This is a genomic window from Palleronia rufa, assembly GCF_000743715.1.
Taxonomy (GTDB): Bacteria; Pseudomonadota; Alphaproteobacteria; order Rhodobacterales; family Rhodobacteraceae; genus Palleronia; species Palleronia rufa.
The window spans coordinates 840,885-859,877 of sequence record NZ_JQEY01000001.1; the positions used below are offsets into that span (position 1 = coordinate 840,885).

17 protein-coding genes, 1 tRNA gene and 1 other RNA gene are annotated in these 18,993 nt (G+C 69.7%); 12 read left to right on the forward strand and 7 right to left on the reverse strand.

Features of this window, described 5'->3' with window-relative positions; all coding sequences use genetic code 11:
- Together KW83_RS03950 and KW83_RS03955 are read right to left on the reverse strand one after the other, a co-directional pair.
- Nucleotides 1-1,161, reverse strand: coding sequence for a glutathionylspermidine synthase family protein (locus tag KW83_RS03950; RefSeq protein WP_036174598.1), 1,161 nt, complete (start codon nucleotides 1,159-1,161; stop codon nucleotides 1-3).
- 134 nt (nucleotides 1,162-1,295) lie between these two features.
- Complete coding sequence (locus KW83_RS03955; RefSeq protein WP_081904436.1) at nucleotides 1,296-2,717, reverse strand: FAD-dependent oxidoreductase; 1,422 nt, start codon at nucleotides 2,715-2,717, stop codon at nucleotides 1,296-1,298.
- Nucleotides 2,718-2,842: 125 nt separating this feature from the next.
- Here KW83_RS03955 and KW83_RS03960 point away from each other — a divergent pair, with 125 nt between their 5' ends.
- The 7 genes from KW83_RS03960 (at nucleotide 2,843) to xylA (ending at nucleotide 11,600) form a co-directional block, all read left to right on the forward strand.
- Nucleotides 2,843-3,865, forward strand: a complete 1,023-nt coding sequence (locus KW83_RS03960) for a polysaccharide deacetylase family protein (RefSeq protein WP_051928226.1) — start codon at nucleotides 2,843-2,845, stop codon at nucleotides 3,863-3,865.
- Complete coding sequence (locus KW83_RS03965; RefSeq protein ID WP_327203952.1) at nucleotides 3,862-5,544, forward strand: nucleotide sugar dehydrogenase; 1,683 nt, start codon at nucleotides 3,862-3,864, stop codon at nucleotides 5,542-5,544. The genes KW83_RS03960 and KW83_RS03965 overlap by 4 nt, the downstream gene beginning before the upstream one ends.
- A gap of 103 nt (nucleotides 5,545-5,647) precedes the next feature.
- Entirely contained in the window at nucleotides 5,648-6,430 is a 783-nt protein-coding gene (locus KW83_RS03970) for a class I SAM-dependent methyltransferase (protein WP_036174604.1), read from the forward strand.
- Between the two features lie 151 nt (nucleotides 6,431-6,581).
- Nucleotides 6,582-7,985: an ethanolamine ammonia-lyase subunit EutB gene (locus KW83_RS03975; protein WP_036174607.1), complete on the forward strand. Its 1,404-nt coding sequence runs from the start codon at nucleotides 6,582-6,584 to the stop codon at nucleotides 7,983-7,985.
- A complete protein-coding gene (eutC, locus tag KW83_RS03980; RefSeq protein ID WP_036174610.1) occupies nucleotides 7,978-8,796 on the forward strand; it encodes an ethanolamine ammonia-lyase subunit EutC in 819 nt (272 codons plus the stop codon). Before KW83_RS03975 ends, eutC begins: the two co-directional genes overlap by 8 nt.
- Nucleotides 8,793-10,190, forward strand: a complete 1,398-nt coding sequence (gene eat / locus KW83_RS03985; protein ID WP_036174612.1) for an ethanolamine permease — start codon at nucleotides 8,793-8,795, stop codon at nucleotides 10,188-10,190. The genes eutC and eat overlap by 4 nt, the downstream gene beginning before the upstream one ends.
- A 114-nt stretch (nucleotides 10,191-10,304) precedes the next feature.
- Nucleotides 10,305-11,600: a xylose isomerase gene (gene xylA / locus KW83_RS03990; protein ID WP_036174614.1), complete on the forward strand. Its 1,296-nt coding sequence runs from the start codon at nucleotides 10,305-10,307 to the stop codon at nucleotides 11,598-11,600.
- Nucleotides 11,601-12,734: 1,134 nt separating this feature from the next.
- On the opposite strand, the gene rpoH is transcribed toward xylA, so the two are convergent.
- Both rpoH and KW83_RS04000 read right to left on the reverse strand, forming a co-directional pair.
- Entirely contained in the window at nucleotides 12,735-13,631 is an 897-nt protein-coding gene (rpoH, locus tag KW83_RS03995; RefSeq protein WP_036174616.1) for an RNA polymerase sigma factor RpoH, read from the reverse strand.
- Nucleotides 13,632-13,766: 135 nt separating this feature from the next.
- On the reverse strand, nucleotides 13,767-14,804 hold the full coding sequence (locus tag KW83_RS04000) for an RluA family pseudouridine synthase (RefSeq protein WP_036174618.1): 1,038 nt from the start codon (nucleotides 14,802-14,804) through the stop codon (nucleotides 13,767-13,769).
- On the opposite strand from KW83_RS04000, the gene KW83_RS04005 reads away from it, so the two are divergent.
- Complete coding sequence (locus tag KW83_RS04005; protein WP_036174620.1) at nucleotides 14,803-15,093, forward strand: DUF6476 family protein; 291 nt, start codon at nucleotides 14,803-14,805, stop codon at nucleotides 15,091-15,093. The two genes, KW83_RS04000 and KW83_RS04005, sit on opposite strands and share 2 nt — an antisense overlap.
- A 6-nt stretch (nucleotides 15,094-15,099) precedes the next feature.
- On the opposite strand, the gene KW83_RS04010 is transcribed toward KW83_RS04005, so the two are convergent.
- A tRNA-His gene (locus KW83_RS04010) sits at nucleotides 15,100-15,176 on the reverse strand.
- Between the two features lie 42 nt (nucleotides 15,177-15,218).
- Entirely contained in the window at nucleotides 15,219-15,686 is a 468-nt protein-coding gene (locus tag KW83_RS04015; RefSeq protein ID WP_036174622.1) for a GNAT family N-acetyltransferase, read from the reverse strand.
- 87 nt (nucleotides 15,687-15,773) lie between these two features.
- Between KW83_RS04015 and KW83_RS04020 the strand changes: the two genes are divergently transcribed.
- On the forward strand, nucleotides 15,774-15,974 hold the full coding sequence (locus tag KW83_RS04020) for a DUF6324 family protein (RefSeq protein WP_036174623.1): 201 nt from the start codon (nucleotides 15,774-15,776) through the stop codon (nucleotides 15,972-15,974).
- Here the strand turns inward: KW83_RS04020 and KW83_RS04025 are convergent.
- Complete coding sequence (locus KW83_RS04025; RefSeq protein WP_036174627.1) at nucleotides 15,971-16,429, reverse strand: MmcB family DNA repair protein; 459 nt, start codon at nucleotides 16,427-16,429, stop codon at nucleotides 15,971-15,973. The two genes, KW83_RS04020 and KW83_RS04025, sit on opposite strands and share 4 nt — an antisense overlap.
- 88 nt (nucleotides 16,430-16,517) lie before the next feature.
- On the opposite strand from KW83_RS04025, the gene ssrS reads away from it, so the two are divergent.
- The 3 genes from ssrS to KW83_RS04035 all read left to right on the forward strand — a co-directional run bounded on the left by ssrS (nucleotide 16,518) and on the right by KW83_RS04035 (nucleotide 18,873).
- Nucleotides 16,518-16,673, forward strand: a non-coding RNA gene (gene ssrS, locus KW83_RS22110) — 6S RNA.
- A 90-nt stretch (nucleotides 16,674-16,763) separates the two neighbouring features.
- Nucleotides 16,764-18,074, forward strand: coding sequence for an AAA family ATPase (locus tag KW83_RS04030; RefSeq protein ID WP_235191353.1), 1,311 nt, complete (start codon nucleotides 16,764-16,766; stop codon nucleotides 18,072-18,074).
- 28 nt (nucleotides 18,075-18,102) lie between these two features.
- Nucleotides 18,103-18,873 (forward strand): COG3904 family protein, encoded by a 771-nt coding sequence (locus KW83_RS04035; RefSeq protein WP_036174630.1) that lies wholly within the window; start codon nucleotides 18,103-18,105, stop codon nucleotides 18,871-18,873.
- Nucleotides 18,874-18,993: the final 120 nt, after the last annotated feature.

Consider the following 18,993-nt stretch of genomic DNA (forward strand, 5'->3'; position numbering starts at 1 on the left):
TCATCCCATGATGTAGTGCGGGCGGAAGCGGCTGGTATCCTGGGTGATCCGCGACGTATCCTCGCGGATGCCAAGGCCGTGGGCCTGCCGGCCCACCAGCCAGACGCCGCAGACCGCGTGATCGTCGCCGAAGCGCGGCAGGGGGGCGTAGGTCTGCAGGATCCTGGGGTGGGCGTCGTAGCCGGTATCGGCGGAGGAATCGTCGAGGCCCGCACCGCGGATCCGTACCCCCGCGCCTTCGCGCGAGAACACCGGCTTTTCCACCACCGCGTCGCCCAGGCCGCCCGCGTCCTCATCCGCGAAGACCGACGCCAGCAGGTTCGGATGGCCGGGAAACATGCGCCACAGGACCGGCAGGATGCCCTTGTTGGACACCAGCGCCTTCCAGGCGGGTTCCAGCATCCGGCAGCCGGCACCGGCGATCGCATCGGCGAAATCGTCGCGCAGCATGTCCTCCCACGGGTAGAGCTTGAACAGCGTGCCGATCACGCGGTCCTCCTCATCCGAGAACTGGCCGGCATCGGTCACGCCGATCTTGCGGATGTCGGTGAAATGCGCGCCCATGTCGGCCTCTCGCGCGGCCCAGCCGATGGTCTCGACGGTGGCGTAATCCTCCGGCGCGTCGGCGAAGGCGGCGAAGTGGATGTCGGTCCCCGGCGCGAAGATCTCCGACAGGCGGGCGACGAGCGCCTCGTGCAGGCCGTTGAACTGGTCGGCATCCTGTGGCAGGCGGCCGGCGGCGATCATGTCCTCCAGCCAGTGCCACTGGAAGCCGCTGGTCTCATAGAGGGTCGTGGGGGTGTCGGCATTGTATTCCAGAAGCTTGGCCGGCCCCCCGGCGCCATAGGCGAAGTCCATCCGGCCGTAGAGCTCCGGGTCTTCGCTCCGCCAGCTGTCGGCCACCAGGTCGCGGTGCGGCTCGGGGATGCAGAGCCGCTCCATCAGCTCCTGGCTGGCGACGATCTCTGCCACCGCCTCTCGGCACATGGCGTGCAGTTCCTCTGCCGGGGCCTCAAGGCCGGTCTCTATCTGGTCGAGCGTGAAGGCATAGGCCGCGCTTTCGTCCCAGTAGAGCGCGCCGTCCAGATGGTGAAAGGTGAACCCCGCCGCCTCTGCCTTGGCCTCCCAGTCGTCGCGGGCGCCCAGATCGTCCCGTCGCATCGCCCCCCCGTTCCGCCGGTCCCGGCCTTGCCGTGGCGGTCCCATTGACCCTTTCCGAGCGGCGGATGTCCAGTCCCGCCGGGCGCACGGCTGTGTGTTCCCGGGGCCGTCCGCGCCGGAGCGGCCGCGCGCGGTCAGGTGGCGGGCTCTTCCTGGCGGCGGGTCGGATCGGCGACGGCATCGAAGGCGGCGCGGTCGCCCGACAGGATCGCCCGGGCCGCCTGGAGCCCCGCAAGGCTTGCCCAGTCGGAGCCGGGCCGGTTGACGTGATAGACTTCGGGCACGGCCCGGAGGCGCTCGAACAATGCCGCGCGATGGGCCGATTGCTGTTCGCGCCAGCTGGCCGCGGCATTGGTGCGCGGCAGGGTCACCGCCTTGCAGGCGATGGGGGCCGCGCCGGTCAGCCCGGCGCCGCGAAGCTCCGACAGGGCGAAGGCGATCTGGCCAGAGGCGTCCCGGGCCAGCAGCGGATCGTCCCCGGCGCAGAAATATTCGACGCAGAGCGCGGTCTGCCCGTCGGGCACCATGCCGCCGCCGAAGGCCGCGTAATTGGTGATGCGGCCGCAGCGCAGGTTTGGGTCGTTCACCTCCAGCCAGGCGTGGGGGAACGGCGGGGGCGCGTCGAACAGCAGATAAACCAGCAGCACCGCGCGGCCGGCTTCGGGGCCCGGCGACGGCGCGTCGCCGGGGGCCGCATCCGGCGACAGCAGCGCCCAAAGCCGCTCCACCGGGAGGCTGGAGATCACCTGACGCGCGTCGGTCTCATGGCCCTGCCCGTCCGCGGTCCAGGCCACGCGGACCCGGCCGCCGGGGCGCCGGGTCAGCGCCGTCACCTCCGCCCCCAGCACCAGGCGCCCGCCGCCCGCGGCATAGGCCCCGGCGATCCGTTCGAAGAGCTGTCCGGTGCCGCCCCGCGGATGGCGCCAGGCCGCCTGCGCCGCCACACCGCCGCGCCGCGCCATCCCGAGCGCCTGGCGGGCGCCGGCCAGCACCCGCGGACCGGGACGCGCGCCGGTAGGGTGGTGGGCGGGCGCGGGCATCGCGTCCCAGGTCGTGCCGCGGAACTTCTCCCAGTAGCCGCGGGCAAGGATGCGCGCGAACTCCGCGCCCACGCGGGAGCTCCAGTAATCGGCCATGGTGCGCGGCGGCCGGAGCGCGCCGCCGGCCCAGCCGCGCAAGAGCCCCGCGCCCCCCCGCAAGAGCCACGGCAGCGGCATCCCCCGCGCCGGCCCGCGGTAGCGGCCCGACATCTCGACGATTCGGCCGCGGTAGAGGCTGCCGACGCGGTGCGGATATTCGGCGAAGTCGTCGCCCAGAACCTCGGTCCAGAGCGCATCGACCTCCGGAAATCGCGCGTAGAGTTCCTTGCGCCCCAGGTCGAGCACCGCGCCGCCCAGCCGCAGCGATCGCATCAGCCCGCCGACTTGGCCGGCGCGCTCCAGCAGCAGGGGCGCGCGGCCGCCGCGCTGCAGCTCCAGCGCCGCCGTCAAGCCGGACGGACCGGCGCCGATCACCACGATTTCGGCGGGTCGGGATCCTTTTGGGGTATCGGACATCCAAAATTCCACTACGAAGATCGACGCGCGGCCCTCACTCTACCGCAAGGCGTACCATGTGTGAGAGGTGCCGTCGCAGTTTCATCGCCGGTCCTGCGCCGTCGAACTGAAGGATGACGTCCGATATGGGGATTTCGGAACACAGACCGGGCTCTGCCGCGGGATTCGTCCTGTCGCTGGACCTTGAGCTGATGTGGGGCGTCCGGGCGAGCCAGTCCATCGAAACCTACGGGGCCAACGTTCTGGGGGTCCGCCGGGCGGTGCCGCGCCTGCTGGAGCTGTTCGGCCGCCACGACATCGGCTGCACCTGGGCTGCGGTGGGCTTGCTCTTCTTCGAGGAGCGCGACGCGCTGATGGCCGCCCTGCCGGACATCCGCCCCAGCTTCCGCGACGCCCGCCTGTCCAGCTACGCCGGCCTGGCGGCGATCGGGCCGGACGAAGCCAGCGATCCGTTCCACTACGGGCTGTCGCTTATCCGGCGCATCGCGGAGTGCCCGCGCCAGGAGATCGGGACCCACACCTTCGCCCATTACTTCTGCCTGGAGCAGGATTTCGACGCCGCGGCCTTCGGGGCCGACATCGACGCGGCCATCGCCGCGGCCGCCCCCCACGGCATCCGGCCGCGCAGCATCGTCTTTCCGCGCAACCAGGTCGTGGACGAGGCGTTGGAGATCTGCGCCGAGAAGGGCATCGTCATCCATCGCGGCGCCGGGGCGAACTGGTTCGACCGGCCCAGCGCGCGGCGCGGAGAGAGCATCCTGCGCCGCGGCTCACGGCTGGCCAGCAGCTACCTGCCGGCGGCCCGTCCCGGCGCGGGCCGGATCGGCGCGACGGCGCCCGACGGCCGCATCGACGTGCCCGCCAGCCGGTTCCTGCGCCCCCATTCGCTGCGCGCGCCCTATGCCACGGCGCTGCAGATCAAGGCGGTGACGCGGGAGATGCGGCGCGCCGCCTGGGCGGGGCAGCTGTTCCACCTGTGGTTCCACCCGCATAATTTCGGCGTCAACCTCGACGCCAACATGGCGATGTTAAACGCCATCGTCACCGAGGCGGCACGGCTGCGCGACGCCTATGGCTGGCCCAGCCTGACCATGGAGGAGGCCGGGGCGGCTGCGGGACAGCTCGGGACGGTCGGGCGATGCGCGTGACCGATCCGCTTGTCCCCGCAGGCGCCACAAAGGCCGCGGAGACCGGGCCGGAACGGCGAAAACTCCATGGCCCCGGCGAGGCGGACGCATCCGGCGCGGCCGACCTCCCGTCCCGGGGCGACGGCGGCGCGTGGTGTGCCGGACCGGCGCCGGGCGCCCCCGCGAACGGTGCGGCCCCGGTCAGCGATGCGGTTGCGGACGGCGGCGCGGCTGCGGTGCCGGATACCGCTACGGGCGACGCGGTCTGCGGCGGTGGTGCGGTCGCATCGGCGGAGGCGCGCAGGCGGGATGCCGCGGGCACCGACGGCGCGGAGACGCGGACCGCCGGCGACCGTTCGCCGGTGGACCGGGACGGCGCCTGCGCGCCGCGGACCGCGCAGGCCACGCCGGTTTCCGCAAGCGTGCCCGAAGAGGTCGCCGTCGTCGGGCTGGGCTATGTGGGTCTGCCGGTGGCGGTGGCGCTGGCGCGCACGACCCGGCGCATGGTGGGCTTCGACCTTGCCCCGGCGCGGGTATCGGCCCTGCTGGCGGGTTCGGACCCCAACGGCGAGGTGCCGGACGGCGACCTGCGCGCGGCGACCATGACGCTGAGCGCGGACCCCGCGGATCTGGCCGGGGCGTCGATCTACATCCTGACCGTCCCGACCCCGGTCGACGACCTCAACCGCCCGGATCTGAGCGCGGTGATCGCCGCCTGCGAGACCGTCGGCCCGTACCTCACCCCGAACGCCATCGTGGTGCTGGAAAGCACCGTCTATCCCGGCGTGACCGAGGAGATCTGCGGACCGACGCTGGAGCGGGCGTCGGGGCTGACGGCGGGGCGCGATTTCTTCCTGGCCTACTCGCCGGAGCGGATCAATCCCGGCGACCGCAACCACCGGCTGGAGACGGTCGTCAAGGTGGTCTCGGCCCAGACGCCGGAGGCGCTCGACCGTGTGGCGCGGCTCTACGGATCGGTCGTGACGGCGGGCATCCACCGCGCCAGCTCGATCCGGGTGGCCGAGGCCGCCAAGGTGATCGAGAACATCCAGCGCGACATCAACATCGCCCTGATGAACGAGCTGTCGATGATCTTCGAGCGTCTGGACATCCCCACCCGCGACGTTCTGGAGGCCGCCGGCACCAAGTGGAACTTCCTGCCGTTCAAACCCGGCCTGGTCGGCGGCCACTGCATCGGCATCGACCCCTACTACCTGGCGGCACGGGCCGCGCAGGCGGGGCTGAACCCCGACATCATCCTGGCCGGCCGGCGGATCAACGATGCCATGAGCCGCTTCGTGGCCGAGCGCGCGGCGCGGATGATGGCCGCGGCCGGCATCGACCCCGGTGGCGCCCGCGTCGGCATCCTGGGCATGACCTTCAAGGAAAACGTGCCGGACCTGCGCAATTCGCGGGTGCCGGAGGTGGTTGGCGCGCTGCGCGGCCTGGGAGTGGCGCCGATGGTCCATGACGCGCTCTGCTGCCCGCGGGAGCTGCGCCGGATCTACGGGCTGGAACAGTCTCCGCTGGAAGCCTTCGCCGATCTCGACATGCTGATCCTGGCGGTGCCGCACGGCGCATACATGGCCGATGAGCCGCGGCTCAAGGCGATGGTGCGCCCGGGCGGGCTGCTGCTGGACCTCAAATCCGCGCTCTCTCCCGGTGGCCGGCCCGACGGCGCAACCTTCTGGTCGCTCTGACCCGGTCGGCAACGGGGGGGTTGCTCACCGCGCGCGGGCGGGCCAATCTGCGGCGCGGGGGCCGGAGCGGACCGGCCACACCTGAACAGGAGCGCCCCGCCCAATGCCGGTCCTCACGCCTGGCGACGGCCTCGACGTGTCGCGCCGCGCCAAGTCGCGCCGACGCTTTCTGACCGCAAAGCTGGGTCCGCGCGACCTGTCGGTGCTCGAAATCGACGCGCTCGACAACCCGACCTTTCTGGCGAACGAGACAGGGGTGCGGTTCGCGGACTTCTTCTCACGGCAGGAATCGGTGGAGCGCCACCGCGACGCCGCCAACCACACCTGGGACAGGATCGTGGAGGTAGACTACATCCTGCGCGACACGACATTGCGGGACGCGGTGACAGAGCCCCCCGACCTCGTCATCGCCAACCACGTGATCGAGCACATTCCCGACCCGATCGGCTGGTTCGACGATCTCAGGGCAATCGTGGCGGAGGATGCACGGATCTTCCTGTCGGTGCCGGACCGGCGCTATACGTTTGACTATTTCCGCGGCCCGACCGACGCCGTCGACTGGCTGCGCGCGCATGACGAGAAGCTGGCGATGCCGTCCTACTACCAGATCCTGCGGCACCTGTTCTTCTGGACCAACCTCCGCGAGGCCGATGCTTGGTCCGGCAATATCCCCCAGACCTACGACCGCTACAGCCTGGAGGACGCGATGGCGCGGGCCGGGCGCCTGGCGGAGAGTTACACGGATGTCCACTGCTCGGTCTTTACCTCGGCCAGCTTCGCCACGCTGCTGCGCGACCTGGCAAGCCTGCTGCCCTGGCGGATCGAATCGCTGGCCGATCCGCTGGACGGGGAAAACGAGTTCCGGGTGATCCTGCGCCCCGCCTGAGGTCCGCCGGTCCCGACGCCACCCGTTTTCCGGACCCCGGTATCGGGGATCGCCCATATTTGCGGCGCCGGGGCGCGGCGATCCATGCGACCAACAAAGGGGGATGACGCCTTCGTGACTTTGCGTCACCCTGGGCGGAGAGGAGTCCGCCATGTCCGGCCGCTACCGCTACACCCTCGGCGATCGCACCTACCGGTTTGCGGACCTTGCGGAAGCCATGGCCAAGGCCACGCCGGAACGCTCCGGCGACCGGCTGGCGGGCGTCGCGGCCGGGACCGCGGAGGAACGCGCCGTCGCCCAGTCCGTGCTGGCCGACCTGCCGCTGAAGGCGTTCCGAGAGGATCTGCTGATCCCCTATGAGGCGGACGAGGTCACGCGGCTGATCGTGGACACCCACGACGCCGACGCCTTCGCCCCGGTGTCGCATCTGACGGTCGGGGATTTCCGCGACTGGCTCTTGTCGGACCGGGCGACGCCGGAGGTGCTGGCCGCCCTGCGCCCCGGCCTGATGCCGGAGATGGTCGCCGCGGTGGCCAAGATCATGCGCAACCAGGACCTGATCCTGGTGACGCGAAAATGCCGCGTCACCACCGCGTTTCGCGCCACGCTGGGGCTGGAGGGGCGGCTGTCCACCCGGATCCAGCCCAACCACCCGACCGACGACGTGAACGGCATCGCCGCGTCGATCCTGGACGGGCTGATGTACGGGGCGGGCGACGCGGTGATCGGCATCAACCCCGCCACCGACAATGTGGCCCAGGCGATCCGCCTGACCCATCTGATGGCCGAGATCATCGACCAGTACGACATTCCCACCCAGTCCTGCGTCCTGACCCATGTGACCAACACGCTGGAATGCATCGAGGCCGGCGCGCCGGTGGACCTGGTGTTCCAGTCCGTCGGCGGGACCGAGGCGACCAACACCTCCTTCGGCTTCGGCCTGCAGGATCTGGCCGAGGCCCGGGACGCCGCCCTGTCGCTGAACCGCGGCACCGTGGGCGACAACGTGATGTATTTCGAGACCGGTCAGGGATCTTCGCTGTCGGCGGGCGCCCATCACGGTCTGGACCAGCAGACCTGCGAGGCGCGCGCCTATGCCGTGGCGCGTCACTTCAAGCCGCTGCTGGTCAACACCGTCGTCGGCTTCATCGGGCCGGAGTATCTCTTCGACGGCAAGGAGATCGCCCGCGCGGGGCTTGAGGATCACTTCTGCGGCAAGCTCATGGGCCTGCCGATGGGCTGCGACGTCTGCTACACCAACCACGCCGAGGCGGACCAGAACGACATGGACACGCTGATGACGCTGCTGGGAGTAGCCGGCGTGACGTTCATCATGGGCATCCCCGGTGCCGACGACATCATGCTGAACTACCAGACGACGTCGTTCCACGACGCGCTCTACCTGCGCCGCGCCTTGGGTCTGCGGCCCGCGCCGGAGTTCGACGACTGGCTGGCGCGGATGGCGATCCTGGACAGCGACGGGGGGTTCCTGCTGTCGGACGGCGTGCCAGACGGCTTCGCGCAGAGCCTGAAGAGGCTGCCGCAGGATGCCTGACGCCCCCGACATCGTGACCGAGAACCCGTGGCGGATCCTGCGCCGCTTCACCGACGCGCGGATCGGACTGGGCCGGGTGGGCGTCAGCTTGCCAACGCGGGAGCTTTTGACCTTCCAGATCGCCCATGCGCAGGCCCGCGACGCGGTGCATCTGCCGCTGGACACCGACGCGCTGGCCGCGGACCTGCGCGGGCTGGACGGGCTCGACGATCCGCTGGTCCTGCGTACGCGCGCCGCGGATCGCGACGACTACCTGCGCCATCCGCCCAAGGGCGAGACGCTGGACGACGCCTCGGTGACGGCACTGGAGGACGCGGGCGGAGAGCCACCGGACCTCGCCATCGTCATCGCGGACGGGCTGTCCTCCCTCGCGGTGCAGAACAACACGGTGCCGTTCCTGACCGCGTTCCTCAACACGCTGGAAGGCGTCTCGCTGTCCCGGCCGGTGCTCGTCACCCAGGGCCGCGTCGCCATCGGCGATCATGTGGGCGAGATCCTGGGCGCGCGCGCCGTGCTGGTGCTGATCGGCGAGCGGCCGGGCCTGTCCTCTCCCGACAGCCTTGGGCTCTATTTCACCTGGGCGCCCGCGACCGGTCTGCACGACGCGCGGCGCAACTGCATCTCGAACGTGCGCGCGGCGGGGCTGAGCCATGCGCGCGCCGCGCAACGGGCCGCCTATCTCTACGCAGAGGCGCGCAAGATCGACACCTCCGGCGTGGCGCTCAAGGACCGCTCTGCCGCAGAAGAGATCGACGCGGGAGACCGCGCGACCAGCTTTCTCAGCCCCCCCCCGGAAGGACGAACCCCATGACGGACGCGCCCATCGACAAGACCTACCTTGAGAAACGCCAGCTCCAGCGCGGCACCGCCGGCTGGATCCTGCTGGCGGGTCTGGGCGTCTCCTACGTCATCTCCGGCGATTTCGCCGGCTGGAACTTCGGCATCGCCGAGGCCGGCTGGGGCGGGTTCGTCATCGCCGCGATCCTGATGGGGCTGATGTATTTCACGCTGGTCCTGTCGCTGGCCGAGATGTCGGCGGCGATCCCGGCCGCGGGCGGCGGCTACAGTTTCGCGCGGCAGGCCATGGGACCGGCGGGCGGCTACCTCACCGGCCTCGCGGTGCTGATCGAATACGCGCTGGCCCCCGCGGCCATCGTGATCTTCATCGGCGCGGCCGTGGAGAGCCTGATCGGTCTTGACGGGCCGATCGTCTATGCGCTGTTCTACGCGGTGTTCGTCGGCATCCACCTGGCCGGCGTCGGCGAGGCGCTTAAGGTGATGATGGTGATCTCGGGGCTGGCGGTGTTCGCGATCCTGGCCACGGCGGTCGCCCTCTTGGGCCATTTCGACGCCGCCAACCTCTTCGACATCGCGCCGACCGGGGCCGTGGGGGCCTCCGCCTTCCTGCCCTACGGGATCTTCGGGGTCTGGGCCGCCCTGCCCTTCGCCATGTGGCTTTTCCTGGCCGTGGAGGGCGTGCCGCTGGCCGCCGAGGAGGCCCGCGATCCCGCCCGCGACATGCCCCGCGGCATCATCGCCGCTATGCTGTTCCTGCTGTTCACCGCGGCGCTGGTGGTGATCCTGCTGGCCGGTGCGGCGGGGGCGGAGATGATCGGCGGCTCCGGCGTGCCGCTGGTCGATGCGCTGGACGCGGTCGGGATCGGGTGGCTGGCGACGCTGGTCAACGTGCTGGCGCTGGCCGGTCTGATCGCGTCGTTCTTCTCGATCATCTACGGCTATTCGCGGCTGGTCTTTGCGTTGTCGCGGGCGGGCTACCTGCCCCGGTCGCTGTCGATCACCAACGACCGCAAGGTGCCCGCGCGGGCGCTGATCGTGCCGGGAATCCTGGGGTTCCTGGCCTCGCTCTCGGGCCAGGGGGACCTGATGCTGGCCATGGCGGTTGTGGGGGCCACGATCTCCTATGCGCTGATGGCCTGGAGCCATATCCGCCTGCGCCGGACCCAGCCCGGCCTGCACCGGCCCTATGCCACGCCGGGCGGGACGCTCACCTCCGGCACGGCGCTGGTGCTGTCGCTGATCGCGCTGACCGGGGTGTTCGCCTTCGACCCGCGCGCGTTCCTGTTCACCATGATCCTCTTCGCCATCGGCGCGGCCTACTTCTACCTTTACTCGCAGCATCATCTGGTGGCGAAGACCGCCGAGGAGGAGTTCGCCATGCTGGAGGCCGCGCAGCAAGATCTCTGAGCGCGCGGCGGCCGATTGACCTCTCCCCCCGGCCGTGCTCCGGTCCGTCCCGGTACGGTCCGCGGTCGCGCGCAAGGCGGCCCGGCCGCCCCAGGCCCCGACAGGAGACACCGGATGAGCGATTTTTTCGGCGGCATCGCGCCCCTTGCCTTCGACCCCGACGCGGAGGGACTGGCGTTTCGCCACTACGATCCCCAGGAGATCGTCATGGGCAAGCGGCTCAGCGAGCATCTGCGCTTTGCCGTGGCCTACTGGCACAGCTTCGCCTGGCCCGGCGGCGATCCGTTCGGCGGGCAGACCTTCGACCGGCCGTGGTGGGGCGACACGATGGAGGCCGCCCGCCTCAAGGCAGAGATCGCCTTCGAGATGTTCGAGATCCTGGGCGTGCCGTTCTTCTGCTGGCACGACGCCGACATCCGCCCCGAAGGCGCCAGCTTCGCAGAGAGCCGGCGCAATTTCGAAGAGATCGTCGCGGTGTTCGAGGAGAAGATGGCGGCCACCGGCGTCCGCCTGCTCTGGGGCACGGCCAACCTGTTCTCGCACCGCCGGTTCATGTCGGGCGCGGCGACCAACCCGGACCCGGACGTGTTCGCCTGGTCCGCGGCGACGGTGAAGACCTGCCTTGACGCGACCCACCGCCTGAACGGAGAGAACTACGTGCTCTGGGGCGGGCGCGAGGGCTACGAGACGCTGCTGAACACCGACATGGGGCGGGAGCTGGAGCAGATGGGCCGGTTCCTGTCCATGGTCGTGGAGTACAAGCACAAGATCGGCTTTCCCGGCCAGATCCTGATCGAGCCGAAGCCCCAGGAGCCGACCAAGCACCAGTACGACTACGACGTGGCCACCGTATACGGATTCCTGCGCCGCTTCGGCCTGGAGGATGAGGTCAAGGTCAACATCGAGCAGGGCCACGCGATCCTTGCGGGCCACTCCTTCGAGCACGAACTGGCCCTGGCGCGGGAGCTGGGGATCCTCGGGTCCATCGACATGAACCGCAACGACTACCAGTCGGGCTGGGACACCGACCAGTTTCCCAACAACGTGCCGGAGGTGACGCTGGCCTACTATGAGATCCTCAAGGCCGGCGGCCTGGGGCGCGGAGGCACGAATTTCGACGCCAAGCTCAGGCGCCAGTCGCTGGACCCGTCGGACCTGATCGCGGCCCATGCGGGCGCCATGGATGTCTGCGCGCGCGGGCTGAAGGCCGCCGCGCGGATGTTGGAGGACGACGCGCTGGAGGGCCCCCGGCGCGCCCGCTACGCCGGATGGGAGACACCGGAGGCGCAGGCGATGCTGGACAGCGACCTGGACAGCATCGCCGCGCGGGTGGAAGCGGACGGCGTGGACCCCCGTCCCCGCTCCGGGCAGCAGGAAAAGCTGGAGGCCATCGTCAACCGCTATGTCTGAGCGGAGCCGGTCGGGCGCGGGGGAACGGCCTGGCCGCATCACCGCGCGGCGGCCGGGGCCATGACCGTACCGCCAAAACGCGACGGTCGAGACCGCTGATTGCACGCCTCTGCCGCCCGCCTGAACGCCTGAGCGCAATGCGGGACAGAAGCGGAAAACGGCGCGAGGGCGGGCGGACGGAGGCGCGCAATGTGCTGCCGCAGGTCCTCGTTCCCACCACGAAACGGAGAAAAACCGCGCCTTGCCTTGGGGGACCCGCCGCGACTGGTCCGGTCCGCTGCCTCAGGCCGCGCCGGGACAGAAAGATGGGCTGGAGACGTGGCACCGGCGACGCGTGGATCCGGACGAGCACGATGAGCGGCGCAGATCGGCGCAGTGCACCGTATCGCGGATCGACAGGCGGTTAGACCGGTGGCGGGCGCGGTGTCACCCGCCCGGGAAATCGCGGTAAAACGACGGGGCGGCCACCCGAACCGATTTACGTTGATTTCAAGAGCATGGCGCGAACCGGGGCGACGGTGCACGCAGCCCGTGCAAGCACCACGGTGCGTCCCGGTTCCGTGAGTGCGGCCCATCTTCTGTAGCGCGACAGGCGCTCGCGTCCGATGACAGCCGTCCCGGCTGTCGAGCCAATCCATCGTCAATGGTATCAGACGCGCGTCCTGTCCCCCGGCAGGGGCGCGCGACGGGTTCGATCCCGACGCAGCAGAGGGCCGGGACGCGGTGAACGGCGGCCATGCACGGTCCAGCGTGCGGCTGCTCAGATCCCGTGACGTGATCCTGTCCGGAACCGGTCCGCCGAATCCCCTCTATCCGGACCTGGAGTTCGACCGCTTCGAACGTTCGGCGCAGCGAAGGACCGAGGAGCGCATCTTGCGCCGGGCAGGTCCGGATCGAGGCGCCAGAGCCGGTCAGGGCCTTTTTTGCCAGGCGTTCCCTTCATTCGGAGCAGGGTGCCCGATCGTATCGGGATCGCCGCAGGCAAAGGAGAGCGGTGCTTGCAGCCAGCCTAGCCAGCCGCCCTGACCCGCGACCGACATCGTGGATGTCTGTGCATCGCCTTCCCGACTTGCGCAGTTCCACAGGACGGGACGGGTCAGTGCTGCGTGTTCGAACACCCGGGCGCCCGGAGGCTCAGGCGTTTTCCATCATACCCTTTTCGCCGGCGAGCTCGGTCATGCGCTTTTGCAGCTTGTCGAAGGCGCGGACCTCGATCTGGCGGATGCGTTCGCGGCTGACATCGTAGACGCCGGACAGTTCCTCCAGCGTCACCGGCTGGTCCATCAGGCGGCGCTGGGTCAGGATGTCCTTTTCGCGGTCGTTGAGCACGTTCATCGCCTCGCCCAGAAGCTGGCGCCTCGTCTCCAGCTCATCGCGCTCGGCGTAGTTCTCGGCCTGGTTGGCGTCCTCGTCCTCCAGCCAGTCCTGCCATTGCGCAACACCTTCCCCGTCGTTGGAAATGGTGGCGTTCAGCGACGCATCGGACCCGGCCATCCGCCGGTTCATGGAGATAACCTCGTCCTCGGTCACGCCGAGATCGGTGGCGATCCGCTTGACGTTCTCCGGCCGCAGATCGCCGTCCTCCAGCGCGCCGATGCGGCTTTTCGCCTTGCGAAGGTTGAAAAACAGCTTCTTCTGGGCGCTGGTGGTCCCCAGCTTGACCAGGCTCCAGGAGCGCAGGATGTACTCCTGGATGGAGGCGCGGATCCACCACATGGCATAGGTCGCCAGTCGGAACCCCTTTTCGGGGTCGAACCGCTTGACCGCCTGCATGAGGCCCACGTTCGCCTCCGAGATCACTTCGGCCTGGGGCAGCCCGTAGCCGCGATAGCCCATCGCGATCTTGGCGGCGAGGCGCAGGTGGGACGTCACCAGCTTGTGCGCCGCCTCCGTATCCTCATGCTCGACCCATCGCTTGGCCAGCATGTATTCCTCATTCTGTTCCAGCATCGGAAACTTGCGGATTTCCTGCATGTACCGGTTGAGTCCCTGTTCGGGACTCGGCGCCGGAAGATTTGCATAAGTTGCCATCGTCGCCCTCCTGGGACCGTGTGCGGGTCACTGAACAATATAGTGAACTGATCGGTTCAGTTCAATCCACGCTCATCGTCACGCTAACGAATCACGCGGGCGGAAGTTCGGCGAAAATGCCGTGTTGCGGCAATCTCACGCGGACGTGTCGTCCCGAGGCTCATTGAAAAACCCTAACAGAGTGCGAAGATCGGCCGGCAAGGGACTCTCGAAGCTGAGATTTTCGCCGCTGACGGGGTGAACGAAGCCCAAAACGGCCGCATGAAGCGCCTGACGGCTGAAACGGTTCGCCGCATCCGCGCTCCCCGCCCCCAGCCGCCGCTCAGAGACCGTGCGCTGCCCGCCATAGACCGGATCGCCCAGCAGGGCGTGGCCGGCATGGCGCAAGTGGACGCGGATCTGGTGGGTGCGGCCGGTTTCGAGCCGGCAGCAGATCAGCGCGACCTCTTCGAGATCCCGCTCGACCCGGAACCGGGTGACGGCATGGCGTCCGCCCTGGAAGGTCACCGCCTGCCGCTGCCGGTCCGTGGGGTGGCGGGCGAGATTGGTGGCGATGCGTATCACGCCGCCGGGTTCCGCCGACACGCCGCGCGTGCCCAGAAGCCGCGGGTCGCGCGGCGACGGCACGCCGTGGCACAGCGCCAGATAGCGCCGGGTCACGCTGTGGGCGGCGAACTGTCCGGCCAGCCCGTGATGGGCGCGGTCGGTCTTGGCCACGACCAGCAGACCGGAGGTGTCCTTGTCGATCCGGTGGACGATGCCGGGCCGCCGCTCACCGCCGACACCGGACAGGCGGTCCCCGAAGTGGTGCAGCAGCGCGTTGACCAGCGTGCCCGACGGCGTTCCGGGCGCCGGGTGCACCACCATGCCCGCGGGCTTGTCCACCACCGCCAGGTCGGCGTCCTCATGGACCACGGTCAGGGGAATGTCCTCTGGCGCCATGTGGCTCTCGGACTCGTCGGGAACGGCGATCTCGATCACGTCGCCGGCCGCCACGCGCGCCCGGGCCGAGCCCAGGATCTCTGTCCCGCGCCGCACGGCGCCGTCCTCGATCAGCCGGACCAGGCGGGAGCGGGACAGGTGCGCGGTCTCTGGCACGTCGCGGGCCAGCGCCTTATCAAGGCGCGGGGGCGGGTCGTCCCCGATGGTGATGGAAAGGCGTTGACCGGCCATGGACGACACTCCCGCCCGCGACACGGGGCTAGCGATCCTGAAATGGCTGGTGATCGGCCTGACCGCAACCATGCTGCTGTCCATGGTGGTGCTGGTCTGGCTGTTCTACACCCGCCTGCCCCGGCCCGTCGCGGCGCTGCCCGACGCCATCGCCCTGCCCCAGGGCACGGGGGTCGAGGCCGTCACCCTTGGCCGCGGCTTCGTGCTGGTGGTGACCGATGCCGGCGAGGCGCTGGTCTATGATGCCACCGGCACCGTTCTGCGCCGCACGATAGAGCTGTCGCCATAGCGGGAGTGGTACCACCGCCCCGGCTCGAACGGGGGACCTCCTGATCCACAATCAGGCGCTCTAACCAACTGAGCTACGGCGGCACGCGGGGTTGAAATAGCCAAGACGACACCGGGATGCAAGTCTCAGAGCGGCCGCGAGAAGCGCCGCTCGACAAGGGATCTGCCGTAGGCACGGGCGGGCAGACGGGCGGTTTCCGCAAAGCCCGCGGCCGCGTAGAGGCGGCAGGCGGCGGCGTGCAGATCGTAGGTGGACACGCGCATGCGCGGGTATCCGTTGGCCCGCGCGGTTCGCATCGCAAGCGCCAGCAGGGCGCGGCCGTGGCCCTGTCCGCGCCGCGCAGGCTCCAGCAGCACCAGCTTGAGCCGCGCGTCGTCTCCGTCCCGCACGAGGAACAAAGAGCCTTGCGGCTTCCCGTCCTGCAAGGCGATCCATGCGGCCTCTGCCGGATCGGCGCGCGCCAGGAACCCCTCTGCCACCGCGCGCACGTCCCCGGCGAAGGCGGGGCCAAAACCGGCCTCGCGTCCGTAGAGATCCGCGTGGCGCGCGACCAGCCACTCCAGGTCGGCGAAGGTGAACGGGCGGTGCTCCATGAGCGATGTGTGGCGCGCCGCGCGCGCCCGCGCAACCTTGCGCCGCCGGTGGCCGAGGGGTAGGCGGACGGAAAGAGGAGCGAACCCATGGGCATCAACGATCCGTCCGACACGACCGCGAACCTGCAGATCGGGCCGACCGACGCGGGGATGGTGCGGATCTACGTCGCGGCCGATGGCGGCATAGAGGTGCCGATGGACTTCGACCCCGAGGAAGCCGAGGAAATCGCCGAAGAGATCCGCGCCGCCGCCCAGGGCGCCCGCGCGATGGCCAGGAAGAAGCGCTAGATCGTCAGCCCCGCGCCGGGATCGCGCAGGGCATGGAGCCGGCGCGCCGCGTGCACGGCGAATTTCTGTACCATCGCCTTGCGCCGGGCGGGGGCAAGGCGCGTTTCCTCGCCCATGCGGAGGATCTCGGCGTCGTAGGCATCCGCGACGATCAGCCCGTGCGCGTCCGGCAACAGGTCGGTGGGAAAGTTTTCGTCCACCGCCCAGAAATAGCGGTCGCACCATTCCAGATAGCCGCCCCATTTCGCATCGCCGGCGAAATCGGCGCGGGAGGACTTGCACTCCACGATCCAGATCTCGCCCTTCGGTCCCAGGGCCATGACATCCACCCGAAGGCCCGCAGACGGCACGAGTTCCTGAACCGTCGCGAAGCCGTGGGACACCAGCGCGCGCGACACCCCGCGGGCCAGAAGCTGGCCGGGTCGAGGCGGCGGATCAGTGAAATCGTCGGGCATGGGGGAATTGTGAACAAACGGTAAACGGAAATCAAGGGGACGCTGCCCCTTGCCAGGTCGCGCGCGCCCGCCTACCTCTGGTCACAGGCGGGCACTGCCCTTCCCGTGCCGGGTAAAATTCCGGTGGCCTTAATCAAATCCGAGGGAGCTGGCTCTGGCCGGACCGTGGTCCGACTACCTGGCGCCCACCTGTGTAAACAGGTCCTCGGGAATTTGAACACCCGACGGTCGTGGTGGTCCCGCCGTTCCACCCCCTTGTCGTGCTACGTTTTCTTGATTGGATTTTCCGCCCCCCGGCGGCATGATCCGCCGACCGACACGCTTGGGGCGCCCCATGACCGACCGCACCGATCCGCGCCACGTGCGCGAACTCGAAGGCCACCTGGGCTGGCTCGACACATTCTCGGGGACCGCTCTGGGCGTGCTCTCGGCGGCATCGGGGATCTACACCTATCTGGGGGTGCGGTCGCTTCTGAGCGATGACGGCGCGCTGACCACCTTTGCCGCGCTGGCCTATTCGATCGCGGTGTCGGTGGGGATCTTCGTGTTCTGGTCCTATCTGATGCGCCTGCTGCCGGCGATGCGCACGGGCGCGTCCCGGCTGGGCCTGCTGGGCGCCATGGCGCTGGGGTCGGTGGCGATCGTCGCCATGTCGTCCTGGCTGAACGCCGCGGCCCTGGCCGGGTCCGCCGCGGTCGAACAGCACCTGGCGCGCACCGTGCAGGAATATCAGGCGTCGCTGGAACGGGCGAACACGCTGGCGATTTCCGCCCAGGCGCTGGAGCGGGACGTGGCGCGGGTGCGCCAGAGCTTTCAGGACCTGTCCGAGCAGGAGGCAACCGGGGATCTGTCGGGCATCGCCGGCCGCGGCGCCGTGTTCCGCGTCCTGCGCCAGAAGTCCGAAGAGCTGGCCGCGCTGGAACAGCAGATCGCCCAGCAGGGACCGGCCGTCGCCGCGGCCTTCGCGGAAGGCAACGAGATCCTGAGCCGGATGCGTTCTCTCACCGTGGAACCCGGCCCCGTGGACGCACGGTCCGTCGAGTTTTCGGAGGACGCCGTGCGGCTGGCCGGCCTCATCACCCGGCTGCGGCAGCTTTCCGTCGCGCCGCTGGTGTCGCGCGCAGCCAACGACCTGGCGGCGTCCGTGGTCCGCCCCGCCCTGTCGCAGACGGCGGCTACGGCGCAGGGCCAGCAGGCGACCATCGATTCAGTTCTGGAAGTGCTCGCCCAGCGGGCAGAGACGCTGCTGGCCGCCTCCACGGCGGTGGAATCCATGGCCCCGCCGGATGAGGTCAGCTATACGCCGATCTCCGCCGCCGACGCGGTGATCCGCTATGCCGGAAACTTCGTGCCGTCCTGGGCGGGCGCCATCGCCATCGACCTGCTGCCGGGGGTTCTGGTGTTCATCCTGATGGTGACCCAGGCCGCGATCCGCGCCTCTCGCGACCGCGTCGCGATCGAGGACCGGATGACCGTGGCGGAACTGCGCGCCGCGATGCTGGCGCTGCGCGAGGTCGAGCGGACCGACCCGCCCGAACCCGCGCCGCCGCCCGAACCCGCGCATGAGACGTCCCGGCCGGATGCGGATCAGACGGCGCCCCGCAAGGGCGCGGAGCCCACGCCGCTCAGGCCGCGCCCGGAATGACGGCGCGCACGCCCGCCCCCCTCGCCCGATGACCGCGACGCCCGGAACGGTCATCAAGGGCATCTTCGCCCTGCAACTCCTGATCGGGGTGGCGCTGGTGGCGGGGGATCTGTCCATCGGCGTTCCGGGGCTGCCCTCCGGACCGCGCGCCCCGGCCATGGACCAGCCGGTGCGTCCAGGCGACCAGACCCGGCGCTATCGCCCCCGGGACCTGCCGGACGTGCCCGACCGTCCCTTTCCGGCGACACCGGACATGCCGCCCCGGCTGGTGCTGGAGGAGGCCGCGCTGGACGGCCGCGACGTGCTGCGGATGGTGGGAACCATCGCTCCGGGCGACGGCGAGCGGATAGCCGAACTTCTGGAGCGGCGTTTCGCGGCGGACAGTGCACCGGAGGCGCTGCTCTTGCATTCTCCGGGCGGCTCTGTCGATGATGCCCTGTCCCTTGGACGCGAGATCCGCCGTCTGGGCCTGACGGTGGAGATCGCCGCCGGCGACGTGTGCCTGTCGGCCTGCCCCTACGTGCTGGCCGGAGGCCGGACCCGCCGGATAGATCCCGAAGGGTCGGTCGGGGTCCACCAGCATTACTTCGGCGAGAACATCATCCAGCCGGCGTTTCTGGCGGTCGAGGACATCCAGGCCGGGCTGGGCCGGGTAATGGGCTATCTGGACGAGATGGGACTCGACCCGATGCTCATGCGGCACGCTCTGGCGACGCCGCCCGACGCGATCTACATCTTCGTGGCCGAGGAGCTTGAGCGCTACCGGGTCGCGTCGCCCGACGACGGTTCAGCGCCGTGACCGAACCCGTACCGGAACGCGGCGCTCACGCGCTGTCCCGGTCCGCAGCATGCCCAGGCCAACAAGCCCGGCCAGCAGAACGCCCCCCAGAACCGAGGCGCCCGTCACGGACGCGCCCGT